This window comes from Streptomyces chartreusis NRRL 3882 (assembly GCF_900236475.1).
GTDB lineage: Bacteria > Actinomycetota > Actinomycetes > Streptomycetales > Streptomycetaceae > Streptomyces > Streptomyces chartreusis_D.
On sequence record NZ_LT963352.1, the window covers coordinates 1,783,688 to 1,797,018 of the forward strand.

At 71.5% G+C, this 13,331-nt stretch carries 12 protein-coding genes; 9 read left to right on the top strand and 3 right to left on the bottom strand.

Annotated elements, in window-relative coordinates:
- Positions 1–103 precede the first annotated feature (103 nt).
- From SCNRRL3882_RS07990 to SCNRRL3882_RS08010, 5 genes are all read left to right on the top strand, one after another.
- Positions 104–925, top strand: coding sequence for a TIM barrel protein (locus SCNRRL3882_RS07990; RefSeq protein WP_010039099.1), 822 nt, complete (start codon positions 104–106; stop codon positions 923–925).
- A 25-nt stretch (positions 926–950) separates the two neighbouring features.
- Positions 951–1,844, top strand: a complete 894-nt coding sequence (locus SCNRRL3882_RS07995; protein ID WP_010039101.1) for a 2-hydroxy-3-oxopropionate reductase — start codon at positions 951–953, stop codon at positions 1,842–1,844.
- Between the two features lie 206 nt (positions 1,845–2,050).
- Positions 2,051–3,508, top strand: coding sequence for a catalase (locus tag SCNRRL3882_RS08000; RefSeq protein WP_010039103.1), 1,458 nt, complete (start codon positions 2,051–2,053; stop codon positions 3,506–3,508).
- A 311-nt stretch (positions 3,509–3,819) separates the two neighbouring features.
- Complete coding sequence (locus SCNRRL3882_RS08005; protein WP_029181123.1) at positions 3,820–4,056, top strand: hypothetical protein; 237 nt, start codon at positions 3,820–3,822, stop codon at positions 4,054–4,056.
- A gap of 179 nt (positions 4,057–4,235) precedes the next feature.
- A complete protein-coding gene (locus SCNRRL3882_RS08010) occupies positions 4,236–4,844 on the top strand; it encodes a TIGR04222 domain-containing membrane protein (RefSeq protein ID WP_010039106.1) in 609 nt (202 codons plus the stop codon).
- A 69-nt stretch (positions 4,845–4,913) separates the two neighbouring features.
- On the opposite strand, the gene gcl is transcribed toward SCNRRL3882_RS08010, so the two are convergent.
- Positions 4,914–6,698: a glyoxylate carboligase gene (gene gcl, locus SCNRRL3882_RS08015; RefSeq protein WP_010039109.1), complete on the bottom strand. Its 1,785-nt coding sequence runs from the start codon at positions 6,696–6,698 to the stop codon at positions 4,914–4,916.
- 210 nt (positions 6,699–6,908) lie between these two features.
- Between gcl and SCNRRL3882_RS08020 the strand changes: the two genes are divergently transcribed.
- From SCNRRL3882_RS08020 to SCNRRL3882_RS08030, 3 genes are all read left to right on the top strand, one after another.
- A complete protein-coding gene (locus SCNRRL3882_RS08020; protein ID WP_029181124.1) occupies positions 6,909–7,784 on the top strand; it encodes a hypothetical protein in 876 nt (291 codons plus the stop codon).
- Positions 7,785–7,942: 158 nt separating this feature from the next.
- Positions 7,943–8,449 carry a GNAT family N-acetyltransferase gene (locus SCNRRL3882_RS08025; RefSeq protein ID WP_010039111.1) on the top strand — a complete coding sequence of 169 codons (507 nt, stop codon included), beginning with the start codon at positions 7,943–7,945 and terminating at the stop codon, positions 8,447–8,449.
- Between the two features lie 229 nt (positions 8,450–8,678).
- Positions 8,679–9,017, top strand: a complete 339-nt coding sequence (locus tag SCNRRL3882_RS08030; RefSeq protein WP_010039112.1) for a GNAT family N-acetyltransferase — start codon at positions 8,679–8,681, stop codon at positions 9,015–9,017.
- On the opposite strand, the gene SCNRRL3882_RS08035 is transcribed toward SCNRRL3882_RS08030, so the two are convergent.
- Both SCNRRL3882_RS08035 and SCNRRL3882_RS08040 read right to left on the bottom strand, forming a co-directional pair.
- A complete protein-coding gene (locus SCNRRL3882_RS08035) occupies positions 8,930–10,528 on the bottom strand; it encodes an AMP-binding protein (protein WP_010039113.1) in 1,599 nt (532 codons plus the stop codon). The two genes, SCNRRL3882_RS08030 and SCNRRL3882_RS08035, sit on opposite strands and share 88 nt — an antisense overlap.
- Positions 10,525–12,204: an AMP-binding protein gene (locus SCNRRL3882_RS08040; protein ID WP_010039114.1), complete on the bottom strand. Its 1,680-nt coding sequence runs from the start codon at positions 12,202–12,204 to the stop codon at positions 10,525–10,527. Before SCNRRL3882_RS08040 ends, SCNRRL3882_RS08035 begins: the two co-directional genes overlap by 4 nt.
- 125 nt (positions 12,205–12,329) lie before the next feature.
- Between SCNRRL3882_RS08040 and SCNRRL3882_RS08045 the strand changes: the two genes are divergently transcribed.
- Positions 12,330–13,139, top strand: a complete 810-nt coding sequence (locus tag SCNRRL3882_RS08045) for a helix-turn-helix transcriptional regulator (protein WP_010039115.1) — start codon at positions 12,330–12,332, stop codon at positions 13,137–13,139.
- Positions 13,140–13,331: the final 192 nt, after the last annotated feature.

Genomic DNA, 13,331 nt, shown 5'->3' on the forward strand with positions numbered 1-13,331 from the left:
CGCTCCCCGCGCCCTTGACAAGCCACGACGCCCAGCGGCAGTCTTCCGGTAAGCAGAAAGCAACTTCCACAATGCGAAACACAGCGGAAGGGAGCGCGGCCCGATGGGATTCGCAGACCAGCGCTTCAACGTCAACCTGTCGATCCTCTTCACGGAACTCCCGCTCCTGGAGCGTCCCGCGGCCGCCGCCGCGGCCGGCTTCACAGCGGTCGAGCTGTGGTGGCCCTGGGTCGACTCACCCACCCCTGATCAGTCGGAGCTCGACGCGCTGAGGAAGGCCGTCGAGGACGCGGGCGTCCAGCTCACGGGCCTCAACTTCTACGCCGGCCGGCTGCCCGGCCCCGACCGTGGCGCCCTGTCGATCCCCGGCGAGGAGTCGGAGAGGTTCCGCGCCAACATCGACGTGGCGGCCGGCTTCGCCGCCTCCCTCGGCTGCACGGCGCTCAACGCGCTGTACGGCAACCGCGTCCAGGGCGTGGACCCGGCCGAGCAGGACGCGCTCGCGCTGGAGAACCTGGTGCTCGCGGCCCGGGCCGCCGACCGCATCGGCGCGATCCTGCTGATCGAGGCGCTCAACCAGCCCGAGTCGCCGGCATATCCGCTGGTGTCGGCACCGGCCGCCGTCGGCGTCGTCGACAAGGTCAACGACACGACGGGGCTGGGCAACGCCCGCTTCCTCATGGACCTCTACCACCTGTCCATGAACGGCGAGGACCTGCCGCAGGCGATCGAGCGGTACGCCGCGCGGACCGGCCACGTCCAGATCGCCGACAACCCCGGCCGCGGCGCCCCCGGGACGGGCTCGCTGCCCCTCGAAGACCTCCTCGACCAGCTGAACAAGGCGGGTTACGACGGCTGGGTCGGCCTCGAGTACAAGCCGGGCGACCGCCCGAGCGCCGAGGCCTTCGACTGGCTGCCCCGCTGACCCCCGCACCGAAAGGCACCCCATCATGAGCAACGCACTTCCCAAGGTCGCCTGGATCGGTCTCGGCATCATGGGCTCCCCCATGTCCGAGAACCTGATCAAGGCGGGCTACCAGGTCACCGGCTACACCCTCGAGCAGGACAAGCTCGACCGGCTCGCCGCGGTCGGCGGCACGGCCGCGGCCTCCATCGCCGAGGCCGTACGGGACGCCGACGTCGTCATCACGATGGTGCCGGCCTCCCCGCAGGTCGAGGCCATCGCCTACGGTCCGGACGGCATCCTGGAGAACGCGAGGTCCGGCGCCCTGCTGATCGACATGTCCTCGATCACCCCGCAGACCTCGGTCGACCTGGCGAAGGCGGCGAAGGACAAGGGGATCCGCGTCCTGGACGCCCCCGTGTCCGGCGGTGAGGCCGGTGCGATCGAGGCCGTGCTGTCCATCATGGTCGGCGGCGAGCAGGCCGACTTCGACCAGGCCAAGCCGGTCTTCGAGGCGCTCGGCAAGACCATCGTGCTGTGCGGCCCGCACGGCTCGGGCCAGACCGTGAAGGCCGCGAACCAGCTGATCGTCGCCGTGAACATCCAGGCGTGCGCCGAGGCCGTGGTCTTCCTGGAGAAGTCGGGCGTGGACCTGAAGGCGGCCCTGGACGTCCTGGGCGGCGGCCTGGCCGGCTCGACCGTGCTGGCCCGCAAGAAGGACAACTTCCTGGGCCGGGACTTCAAGCCGGGCTTCCGGATCGACCTGCACCACAAGGACATGGGCATCGTCACCGACGCCGCCCGCAACGTCGGCGCGGCCCTGCCCGTCGGCGCCGTGGTCGCCCAGCTGGTCGCGTCCCTGCGCGCGCAGGGCGACGGCGGCCTGGACCACTCGGCGCTGCTGCGGGCCGTGGAGCGGCTCTCCGGCACCCGGATCTGACCCTTTCGGCCCTCGCGCCCCGGGGGGTCCCTCAGTCCCCGGGCGGCGTCGCCCCTGACACCTGTCCTGTCGCGCCCAAAGGGGCGGCGCCGCCCGGACCAGCCATGCCCATCGCTTCAACAAACTGTTGACGCTCCGATCGCCCCGACCCTAGGCTCCACAAAGCGGAAACATTTTTCCGCTGCCCTCTCGTACGGAAGGTCACGATGTCGCAGCGCGTGCTCACCACCGAGTCCGGCGCCCCCGTCGCCGACAACCAGAACTCCGCCACCGCCGGCGTCGGCGGCCCGCTTCTGCTCCAGGACCAGCATCTGCTGGAGAAGCTGGCGCGCTTCAACCACGAGCGCATCCCGGAGCGCGTGGTGCACGCCCGGGGCTCCGGCGCCTACGGCCACTTCGAGGTGACCGACGACGTCACCGGCTTCACCCACGCCGACTTCCTGAGCGAGACCGGGAAGCGGACCGAGGTGTTCCTGCGCTTCTCGACGGTGGCCGACAGCCTCGGCGGCGCGGACGCGGTCCGTGACCCGCGCGGCTTCGCGGTCAAGTTCTACACGGCGGAGGGCAATTACGACCTCGTCGGCAACAACACCCCGGTGTTCTTCATCAAGGACCCGATCAAGTTCCCGGACTTCATCCACTCGCAGAAGCGCGACCCCTTCACGGGACGTCAGGAGCCGGACAACGTCTGGGACTTCTGGGCGCACTCCCCCGAGGCCACGCACCAGGTGACCTGGCTGATGGGCGACCGCGGCATCCCGGCCTCGTACCGGCACATGAACGGCTACGGCTCGCACACCTACCAGTGGACGAACAGCCGGGGCGAGGCCTTCTTCGTCAAGTACCACTTCAAGACCAACCAGGGCATCCGCTGCCTGAGCAGCGAGCAGGCCGCCGAGCTCGCGGGCAAGGACCCGAACTCCCACCAGACGGACCTGCTCCAGGCCATCGAGCGTGGTGTGCACCCGTCCTGGACCCTCTACGTCCAGATCATGCCGGCGGCCGAGGCGGACGGTTACCGCTTCAACCCGTTCGACCTGACCAAGGTCTGGCCGCACCAGGACTACCCGCTCCGGCGTGTGGGCCGGCTGGTGCTGGACCGCAACCCGGACAACGTCTTCGCCGAGGTCGAGCAGGCCGCGTTCTCCCCGAACAACTTCGTGCCGGGCATCGGGCCCTCGCCCGACAAGATGCTCCAGGGCCGCCTGTTCGCCTACGCTGACGCCCACCGCTACCGCCTGGGCGTCAACCACACGCAGCTGGCCGTCAACGCGCCCCGGGCCACGACCGCCCAGAACTACGGCCGGGACGGCTTCATGGCCTCCAACGCCCAGGGCCGGTACGCGAAGAACTACGAGCCCAACTCCTACGACGGCCCGGTGGAGACCGGCCGCCCGCTGTCGGCGCCGCTGGCGGTGACCGGCCACACGGGCACCCACGAGGCACCCCTCCACACCAAGGACGACGACTTCTTCCAGGCGGGCGAGCTGTACCGGCTGATGTCCGCCGAGGAGAAGTCCCGCCTGGTCGCGAACATCGCCGGCGGCCTCTCGCAGGTCTCCCGCGACGACGTGATCGAGAAGAACCTCGCGCACTTCCACGCCGCCGATCCCGAGTACGGGCGGCGCGTGGAGGAGGCGGTCCGCGCCCTGCGCGAGGACTGAGCTCCCTGACCGCGTCCGACCGCCCGGGGCGACCCGGATGAGGGGTGGTCGCCCCGGGAACGGACGCGGGCAGGGCGCGGACCGCGGCGGCGTGCGAGCCAGTGCGGTGGTGAAGGACCCGGACGGGCTTGTCGACCTGAGGGAAGACCGTTCCGGACTCCGTCGCACCCGCCGCGGTCCTCATACCCGATCCCCTCCCCCACGACCCCGTCCGGCGGCGCGAACGTCCTGTCGCGCCCAGCCTCGCGCCGTCGGACGGCCAGTCCCTCCCTCAGGGTGCGGAACCGGCCCGGCCGCAGCAGCCTGAAGGCATGGCACATCCAACCGAGCACCCGCATGTCGTGGTCCACGCCCCCGCCCTGGACGGATCCCGCCGGGTCACCCTGGGCGAGGAGGCCCTGGGGATCGCCACGCACGTCGATGACGTGGCGGAGATCCTGCGGCTGGCCGACCTCTACGTCACGGACGTCGAGGAGAGCGACCTCGTCGAGTGGCAGGGCGGCGGCCCGGACGACTGGCCGGGACTGTCGGAGCACCACGAGGCGTGAGGACACCCCGCGCCCACGTGGGCGCGCGTACGGCACCGGTCGTACACCCCGTACGGAACCCTCAAATGAACCTCTGAACCCGGCCCCGGGGGCTTCAACCGCCCCCGGGGCCGGGCACATTCTCGTCACACGGGACCCGCCGGCACGGGGGCGGCGGGCCCCGGCACGGGGGTGAAGCCATGAGCGACGGTACGGCGGTCCCGCTGGAGCCGCACGAGATCGCACTGCTGGGGGACGGCCCGCGGGCCGCCGTCACCGTCGCCGTGGTGGACCTGTATCTGCGGGGCCTGGTGGAGGCCGACCGGCCGGGGACGATGCGGAGGGGCATCGCGGACGCCGTGACCGGGGAACGGCCGCCGTCCCCTTTGGCGGAGGCGGTGCACGGGGCCCTGCGCCGGCCGGCCGGTCTGCGGACGTTGGTCAAGAATCCGGACATACGGCTCGCGGTGGCCCTGATGCGCATCCCGCTCGCCGAGGCGGGCCTGCTGCGCTACCCGCTGCTCGGCCCCACGCGCGCCGCCCGCCGCCATGTTCGTGAGCTACGGCTCGATCACCCGCTGCCCGCGAGCAGACGCGGTCTGACGGACCACGACCGCCTGCTGGCCGTCGCCCTGCACGGCGAGGCGGCCCTCCGGCTCCTGGTGCCGCGCTTCGCCCTGCGGGCGGGGCTGATGCGACGGGCCGAGGTGGGCGGCAAGCCCCTCCTCAAGCACTCACCGCGCGGTACGGGCGGGGGCAGCGCGGGTTACTCCTACTGCGGCGGGGGCGGTGGCGGGGGCGGCGAGTGACCGCGGGTCCGGGCACGCGCGAGGGGCGGTCCGTCCTTCCGGACGGGCCGCCCCTCGCCTGCGCGGGCGTCAGACCTTCAGCGTCCTGATCGACGTCGGTGCGTGGCCGGGCTCGGTGGCGAGCTCCTCGAACTCCACGACGTTGCCGATGTCGTTGGTCGTCGACATGGAGATGTTGGTGACGCGTTCCAGGATCGCCTCGACGACGACCGGGACCCGGTACTCGGCGGCGAGCTTCTTGGCCTGCTCGAACGCGGCGCCGAGTCCGGCCGGGTCGGTGACGCGGATCGCCTTGCAGCCGAGGCCCTCGGCGACCTTGACGTGATCGACGCCGTAGACGCCGAGCTCGGGCGCGTTGATGTTCTCGAACTCCAGGTTGACCTGGAAGTCGATGTCGAACGCCCGCTGCGCCTGGCGGATCAGGCCCAGGTAGGAGTTGTTGACGAGGACGTGGACGTACGGGATCTTGTGCTGCGCGCCGACGGCCAGTTCCTCGATCATGAACTGGAAGTCGTAGTCGCCGGAGAGCGCGACGACGGACGCCTCCGGGTCGGCCTTGGCGACGCCGAGCGCGGCCGGGATGGTCCAGCCGAGCGGGCCGGCCTGGCCGCAGTTGATCCAGTGGCGGGGCCGGTAGACGTGCAGCATCTGGGCGCCGGCGATCTGCGAGAGGCCGATGGTGGAGACGTACCGGGTCTCCGGGCCGAAGGCCTTGTTCATCTCCTCGTAGACGCGCTGCGGCTTGATCGGGATGTCGTCGAAGTGCGTACGGCGCTGGAGGGTCGCCTTCCGCTCCTGCGCGGAGGCGGCCCAGGCGGAGCGGTCGGGCAGCTTGCCGGCCGTCTTCAGTTCGCGCGCCACCTCGACGAACAGCTCCAGCGCGGCCCTGGCGTCGGAGGCGATGCCGTAGTCGGGCGCGAAGATCTTTCCGATCTGGGTGGGCTCGATGTCGACGTGCACGAACGTCCGTCCGGCGGTGTAGACGTCGAGTCGGCCGGTGTGGCGGTTGGCCCAGCGGTTGCCGATGCCGAGGACGAAGTCGGACTCCAGGAAGGTCGCGTTGCCGTAGCGGTGCGAGGTCTGGAGGCCGACCATGCCGGCGTTCAGCTCGTGGTCGTCGGGGAGGACGCCCCAGCCCATGAGGGTGGGGACGACCGGGATTCCTGTCAACTCGGCGAATTCCACGAGCAGTTCGGCGGCATCGGCGTTGATGACGCCGCCGCCCGCGACGATCAGCGGTCGCTCGGAGGCGTTCAGCATCCCGATCGCCTTCTCGATCTGGGCTCGGGTCGCGGCGGGCTTGTAGACCGGGAGCGGCTCGTACGTCTCCGGGTCGAACTCGATCTCCGTGAGCTGGACGTCGATCGGCAGGTCGATCAGGACCGGGCCGGGGCGGGCGGAGCGCATCAGGTGGAAGGCCTGCTGGAAGACGCCGGGGACCTGCGCCGCCTCCAGCACGGTCACGGCCATCTTGGTGACCGGCTTGGCGATCGAGGCGATGTCGACGGCCTGGAAGTCCTCTTTGTGGATCACGGCGGTCGGGGCCTGGCCGGTGATGCACAGGATCGGGATGGAGTCGCCGGTGGCGGAGTACAGGCCCGTGATCATGTCGGTGCCGGCCGGGCCGGAGGTGCCGATGCAGACGCCGATGTTGCCGGCGTGGGTGCGGGTGTAGCCCTCGGCCATGTGCGAGGCGCCCTCCACGTGGCGGGCGAGGGTGTGGTTGATGCCGCCGGAGGCCTTGAGCGCCGCGTAGAAGGGGTTGATCGCCGCGCCCGGGACACCGAACGCGGCGGTGACGCCCTCACGCTTGAGGATCTCAACTGCCGCGCGGGCAGCGGTCATTCGAGCCATCGAGTACTCCTGCTTCGACTGTCGGATTCGCACTCCCGTCGCGCCCCGCGGTGAGCTCTTCCGTAATGCGGAAAGTAACTTCTACTATCTGGAATGAATGTATGCGGGGCGGGTGAAGGGCGTCAAGAGACGGGCAAGCGGCGGACAGCCGCGGGTTCGCTGAAGCACGATGGACGCGCCGACCCGATGTGACGCCGTACTGGAGTGGGCATGGCCAAGAGCGTGCCGGTGCGCTGCCCGTCCTGCCGACGGGAGCACCGCTTCACAGCCCCGTCGTACCCGTGCGTGTGCGGGGCGCCCGTCGCCCCGCGGCTCGACCCGGACGGGACGGTGACGCCCGTCTCTCATCGCGTCTGGCAGGACGACTGGGTGACCGTACGGTGCGAGTCCTGCGGCCGACGCGGGGAGTGGCCACGGCCGGAGGTGGGGTGCCCGTGCGGGACGGTACTGCGGGTGCCGGTGACGGAGGGGCGGGGTGTGGCCGGCCGGGGCGGCAGGACGGGCCAGGACACGGCAGCTGACGGCGGCTTCAGGTCTGACCGGGACACGGTCGACCCGGACGCCGACGACGGCCGGGACGGCGCGCCGGTCCCGGGCGGTGCGACCGGGCCGCACGACGCCGCAGCCGCCGAGGGGGACCCTGCCCCTGCGGACGCCGGTGCCGACGTCGCCGACGGTGCCGCTGCCGCCCGGCCGCCCTTCCGCTCCGTCGCGATCCGTACCCCGCTCGACGCCGTCACCGCCGCCGCGCTGTACTTGCGCCGGCTCGGCTACCGGCGTGTCCGGCGGGCCGACCAGCGGCCGCCGTCCGGCATCGGCCTCGCCGCCCGCGGCGTCGTCGCGCTGGTCGACCCTGCCGTGCGCCCCGCGACCCTGCGGGACGTGGAATGCCTGTGGCTGACGGCCATGACGGAGTCGGCGGACTGCCTGTGCTTCACCCTCGCCGGGTACGCGGACGACGCCCGGGCCCGTGCCGACGCCCTCGGCGTCCCGCTGTTCGTCCTCGACCTCACCGGCACCCCACGGCCGGTGAACGCCCCGGCCGACGCACTGGACGCCACCGGCACCGGGGACCGGGCGCCCTGACGCACCGCAGCAGTTCGCCGCCGCCCCTTCCCGCACGCGCTCCGACCGGGCGCGGCGGTGAGCGCGGTCCATCCGCTGCCGGCCAGTGCACGGCCTGGGCGCCACGTCGCCCGAGAAACCACAGGATCCCGGCGTGCACCGCGCCGCATACTCACCCCATGCGTATCCGCTCCGCGACCGCCGCCGAACTCCCCGCCCTCCAGGACATCGAGCGTGCCGCCGGGCTCCCCTTCCGCGACCTCTGCATGCCGGAGATCGCCGACGACGAACCGCCCTCGCTCGACGTGCTGGAGCGCTTCCGCGGGGCGGGCCGATGCTGGGTCGCCGTGGACGAGCGGGATGCCCCGGTGGCGTACCTCGTCGCCGAACCCGTGGACGGCGCCCTGCACATCGAGCAGGTCTCGGTCCACCCGCGCGCCGCGCGCCGGGGCGTGGGCAGGGCCCTCCTGACGTACGCCGCCGAACGCGCCCGCGAGGAGGGCCTGGCAGCCCTGACGCTCACCACCTTCACGGAGGTTCCGTGGAACGCCCCCTATTACGCCCGTCTCGGCTTCCGCACCCTCACGGAGGCGGGGCTCACCCCCGGCCTGCGCGAGATCCGCGCGACGGAGGCCGAACACGGCCTCGACCGCTGGCCCCGCGTGTGCATGCGCGCACCGCTGTGACCGAGCCGCGGTAATCCGCGCGCGGCCCGGCCCGCACTGCTGCCACGATGCGCCCCATGGGCGACATCGAACCCGGCACGCTCGTCGTGCGTCACGCCGAGCCGCCGGACCACACGGCACTGACCGGGACCGACCCGATCGCGGCGGCGGGAGACCGGGCGCGCCGCGCGAGCATCCGGCGCTGGTGCGAGCAGGGCCGGGCCCTGCTGGCCGAAGACGCGCGGGGCCCGTGGGCTACGCCGTGCTGGAGTACACCTTCTTCGAGCAGGGCTTCCTCACCCTGCTGACGGTCGCGCCCGCCGCACGCCGGCAGGGAGTGGCCACACGGCTTCTCACGGCCGTCGAAGCGACGTGCATCACGCCCAAGCTGTTCACCTCGACCAACGTCTCCAACCAGCCCATGCAGCACCTGCTCCTGAGGGCCGGCTGGCAACCCACCGGTCTGGTCCACGGCCTCGACGACGGCGACCCCGAGCTCTTCTATCTCTGCCCGCCCGCGAACCTCTCCCGCAGTTCCACCTTGCGAACCTTCCCGGACACCGTCATCGGGAAGGAGTCGAGGAGCTGAAGCCCGGTCGGGATCTTGTAGTGGGCCAGGCGGCCCTGACAGAAGGTCCGCAGTTCGTCCAGGGTGAGCGGGTCGGCGGGGTCGTGGGGGATGACGCAGGCGAGGACCTCCTCGCCGTAGCGGTCGTGCGGGACGCCGACGACCTGGACGTCCTGGATCTTGGGGTGGGCGTAGAGGAACTCCTCGATCTCGCGGGGGTAGATGTTCTCCCCGCCCCGGATGATCATGTCCTTGATGCGGCCGACGATCTCGACGTAGCCGTCCTCGCGCATCACCGCGAGGTCGCCGGTGTGCATCCAGCGGCCCGCGTCGACGGCCTCGGCGGTCTTCTCCGGCTCGTTCCAGTAGCCGAGCATCACGCTGTAGCCGCGGGTGCACAACTCGCCCGCCGTGCCGCGTGGCCGGGTCACGCCCGTCGCCGGGTCGACGATCTTCACCTCGATGTGCGGCAGCACGCGGCCGACCGTGCCGGTGCGGTGTTCCAGGTCGTCGTCCATCCGGGTCTGGAGGGAGACCGGGGAGGTCTCGGTCATGCCGTAGCAGATGGAGACCTGCTGCATGTGCATCTCGGCGACCACCCGCTTCATCACCTCCACCGGGCAGGGCGAGCCCGCCATGATGCCGGTGCGCAGGGAGGAGAGGTCGTACGAGGCGAAGCCGGGGAGGTTCAGCTCCGCGATGAACATGGTCGGGACGCCGTAGAGCGAGGTGCAGCGCTCCTGCTGGACCGCCTCCAGCGTGGCCTTCGGGTCGAAGGACGGGGCCGGGATCACCATGCAGGCGCCGTGCGAGGTGGCGGCGAGGTTGCCCATGACCATGCCGAAGCAGTGGTAGTACGGCACCGGGATGCAGATCCGGTCCTGCTCGGTGTAGGCGATCAACTCGCCCACGAAGTAGCCGTTGTTGAGGATGTTGTGGTGGGAGAGGGTGGCCCCCTTGGGGAAGCCCGTCGTGCCCGACGTGTACTGGATGTTGATCGGGTCGTCGCAGGACAGGCCGTCCTCCGTGATCCGGGCGCCGGGAGTCCCCCGCCCGAGCAGCGCGTCCCAGCTCGGATCGCCGATGTAGACGACCTCGCGCAAGTCGGCGCATCTGCCCCGCACTTCGTCGACCATCGCCCGGTAGTCGCTCGTCTTGTGGCTGAGGGAGGCGAACAGGAGGGAGATCCCGGCCTGCTTGAGGACGTACTCGACCTCGTGGGTGCGGTAGGCCGGGTTGATGTTCACCATGATCGCGCCGATGCGGGCGGTGGCGTACTGGACGAGGACCCACTCGGGACAGTTGACCGCCCAGATGCCCACCCGGTCGCCCTTGGCGACCCCGGAGGCGAGGAGGGCGGAGGCCAGCTCGTCGACGGCCGCGCCGAACTGCGCGTACGTCCAGCGCCGCCCGGAGGGCACGTCGACCAGCGCCTCACGGTCCGGCCAGGCGGCCACGGCCCGGTCCAGGTTGGCCCCGACCGTGTCGCCGAGCAGAGCGGTCTCGCTGGTTCCATGACTGTACGAGGTCACCGGAAGTCCTCCTCGCGGTACTCGGCGTCCGAGCCGGCCGCCGTGGCCTCCCGCAGCTCGATGCGGCGGATCTTGCCCGAGACGGTCTTGGGCAGCTCCCCGAACTCCAGGCGGCGGATGCGCTTGTAGGGGGCCAGGGCCTCACGGGAGTGCTCGAACAGCACCTTCGCGGTGTCGGGGCCGGGCTCCCAGCCCGCGGCCAGGACGACGTACGCCTTCGGCACCGCGAGCCGCAGCTCGTCCGGCGCGGGCACGACGGCCGCCTCGGCCACCGCCTCGTGCTCCAGCAGCGCGCTCTCCAGCTCGAAGGGGCTGATCTTGTAGTCGGACGCCTTGAAGACGTCGTCCGCGCGGCCGACGTAGGTGATGTAGCCGTCGGCGTCCCGCGCGCCGATGTCGCCCGTGCGGTAGTAGCCGCCGGCCATCGCCTCCGCCGTGCGGTCCGCGTCGCCGTGGTAGCCGGTCATCAGGCCGACGGGGCGGTCCGACAGGTCGAGCGCGATCTCGCCCTCGCTCGCGCCCGGCGCGCCCGAGACGGGGTCCAGCAGTTCGACGCGGTAGCCGGGGCTCGGCCGGCCCATCGAGCCGGTCTTGAGCGGCTGGCCGGGGCTGTTGGCGACCTGCACGGCCGTCTCGGTCTGGCCGAAGCCGTCCCGGATGGTGACGCCCCAGGACCGGCGGACCTGTTCGATGACCTCCGGGTTGAGCGGCTCACCGGCGGCGACGACCTCGCGCGGCGGGGTGCGCAGCTGCGTCAGGTCGGCCTGGATGAGCATGCGCCAGACGGTGGGCGGGGCGCAGAAGGTGGTGACCTGGGCCCGGTCCATCTCGGACATGAGCCGGGCCGCGTCGAAACGCGTGTAGTTGAGCAGGAAGACGGTCGCCTCGGCGTTCCAGGGGGCGAAGAGGTTGGACCAGGCGTGCTTGGCCCAGCCGGGTGAGGAGATGTTCAGATGCACGTCGCCGGGCTTGAGGCCGATCCAGTACATGGTCGACAGGTGCCCGATCGGATACGAGGTGTGGGTGTGCTCGACGAGTTTGGGCCGGGCGGTGGTGCCCGAGGTGAAGTACAGCATCAGCGGGTCGTCGGCCCGGGTCGGGGCGTCGGGCGTGAAGTCGGCCGGGGCACCGTGGGCGTCCTCCAGCGGCAGCCAGCCCTCGGGCACGGCTCCCGGGGCTCCCGCCGCGATGCGGGTGTAGCCGCCGGGGACCTCGGCGAACTTGCCGGTGTCCTCGGAGCGCGCGATGACGTGCCGGACCCGGCCGCGGTCGACGCGGTCGCGCAGGTCGGCGGGGCCGAGCAGCGGAGTGGCCGGGATGACCACCGCGCGCAGTTTCATCGCCGCGAGCGCGGTGATCCACAGTTCGGCCTGGTTGCCCAGCATCACGAGGATCCGGTCCTCGGCGCGCACGCCCCGGGCGCGCAGCCAGTTGGCGAACCGGTCGGAGCGTACGGACATCTCCTCGAAGGACAGCCGGGTCTCGTGGCCGTCCTCCTCGACGATGTGCAGCGCGGTGCGGGCGTTGCCGTGCGCGATCTCGTCGAACCAGTCGAGCGCCCAGTTGAAGCAGTCGGGACGGGGCCAGCGGAAGCCCTGGTAGGCCGTGCCGTAGTCCTCGCGGTGTTCCAGCAGGAAGTCCCGCGCGCTGCGGAACGCCTCCGTCGCCGATGTCATGCGTCCTCCTTGGTGCCGGACCATTGCCGGGCGGCTCCGAGCCATCGTGTAATCCGTGATGCAGGTCTCACTACCCCCGAACGGGGGGTGCGCCCGCACAGGAGCCGTCGTGAAGGGGCGAGCAGGTGACAGCAGACGCGTCCGACGCGGTCGAGATACGGAACGCGCTGCTCCGTCTGCGGCGCGCCACCGGCCTTCCGGTCGCCTTCGGCGGCCTGATGGAGGCCGGGCGGCAGATGCGCATCAGCGAACTGAGCGGCACGGCGACGCACGCCCTGCGTTCGCTGGTGGTGACGTCCGGGAACGGGCTGGGCGGCAAGACGCTGGTGCTCGCCCGGCCGTGCGTGGTGACGGACTACTCGGTGTCGCGGCAGATCAGCCACGAGTACGACGCCCCGGTGGCGGTCGAGGGACTGCGCTCGGTGCTGGCCGTGCCGGTGGTGGTGCGGCACTCGGTGCGCGGGGTGCTGTACGGGGCGCTGCGGACGGCCCTGCCGCTGGGCGGGCGCATGCTGGACGAGGCCGTCGAGGCGGCGCGGGACGTGGAGCGGGCGCTGGTCGTGCGGGAGGAGGCCCGCACGCTCGCCGCGGAGGGCCGGCCCGGCGCGGGACGGGAGCAGGTGCGGGAGGCGCACGCGGCCCTGCGGGCGCTGGCCCCGAAGATCGCGGATCCCGGGCTGCGGGCCGAGCTGCTCGACGCCTGTGCCCTGCTGACGGCCGATACCACCCCCTCGGACCGGGTCCGGCTCACGCCGCGCGAGGTGGACGTGCTGGCGTGCGTCGCCGCGGGGGCCACGAACGCGGTCGCGGCCGAGCGGCTGGGCGTGACGCCCGAGACCGTCAAGGGGTATCTGCGGTCGGCCATGCGGAAGCTGCGGGCCCGGACCCGGGGCGAGGCCGTGGTCGCGGCGCGCCGGGCGGGATGGTTGCCGTAGGTTTGTGATGTTTTCCGTTGCCCCTGCCCGTTCGATATGCCGACGGGTTCCCGACCGGGCGCCACCGTCGTGTTCCGCCGCATTAGGGAGCCCAATGAATTCGCGCGCGGACCTGCGTTGTTATTTCCCTCACCACGCCGTCCCTCCGAAATTCAAAGAGCTGTTGCCTAATATTGGCCAGGACACGACACA

Excerpts from the sequence above, each read along its gene's own strand:
- SCNRRL3882_RS07990 (WP_010039099.1), top strand. The coding sequence starts at position 104 with ATGGGATTCGCAGACCAGCGCTTCAACGTCAACCTGTCGATCCTCTTC.
- SCNRRL3882_RS07995 (WP_010039101.1), top strand. The coding sequence starts at position 951 with ATGAGCAACGCACTTCCCAAGGTCGCCTGGATCGGTCTCGGCATCATG.
- SCNRRL3882_RS08000 (WP_010039103.1), top strand. The coding sequence starts at position 2,051 with ATGTCGCAGCGCGTGCTCACCACCGAGTCCGGCGCCCCCGTCGCCGAC.
- SCNRRL3882_RS08005 (WP_029181123.1), top strand. The coding sequence starts at position 3,820 with ATGGCACATCCAACCGAGCACCCGCATGTCGTGGTCCACGCCCCCGCC.
- SCNRRL3882_RS08010 (WP_010039106.1), top strand. The coding sequence starts at position 4,236 with ATGAGCGACGGTACGGCGGTCCCGCTGGAGCCGCACGAGATCGCACTG.
- gcl (WP_010039109.1), bottom strand. The coding sequence starts at position 6,698 with ATGGCTCGAATGACCGCTGCCCGCGCGGCAGTTGAGATCCTCAAGCGT.
- SCNRRL3882_RS08020 (WP_029181124.1), top strand. The coding sequence starts at position 6,909 with ATGGCCAAGAGCGTGCCGGTGCGCTGCCCGTCCTGCCGACGGGAGCAC.
- SCNRRL3882_RS08025 (WP_010039111.1), top strand. The coding sequence starts at position 7,943 with ATGCGTATCCGCTCCGCGACCGCCGCCGAACTCCCCGCCCTCCAGGAC.
- SCNRRL3882_RS08040 (WP_010039114.1), bottom strand. The coding sequence starts at position 12,204 with ATGACATCGGCGACGGAGGCGTTCCGCAGCGCGCGGGACTTCCTGCTG.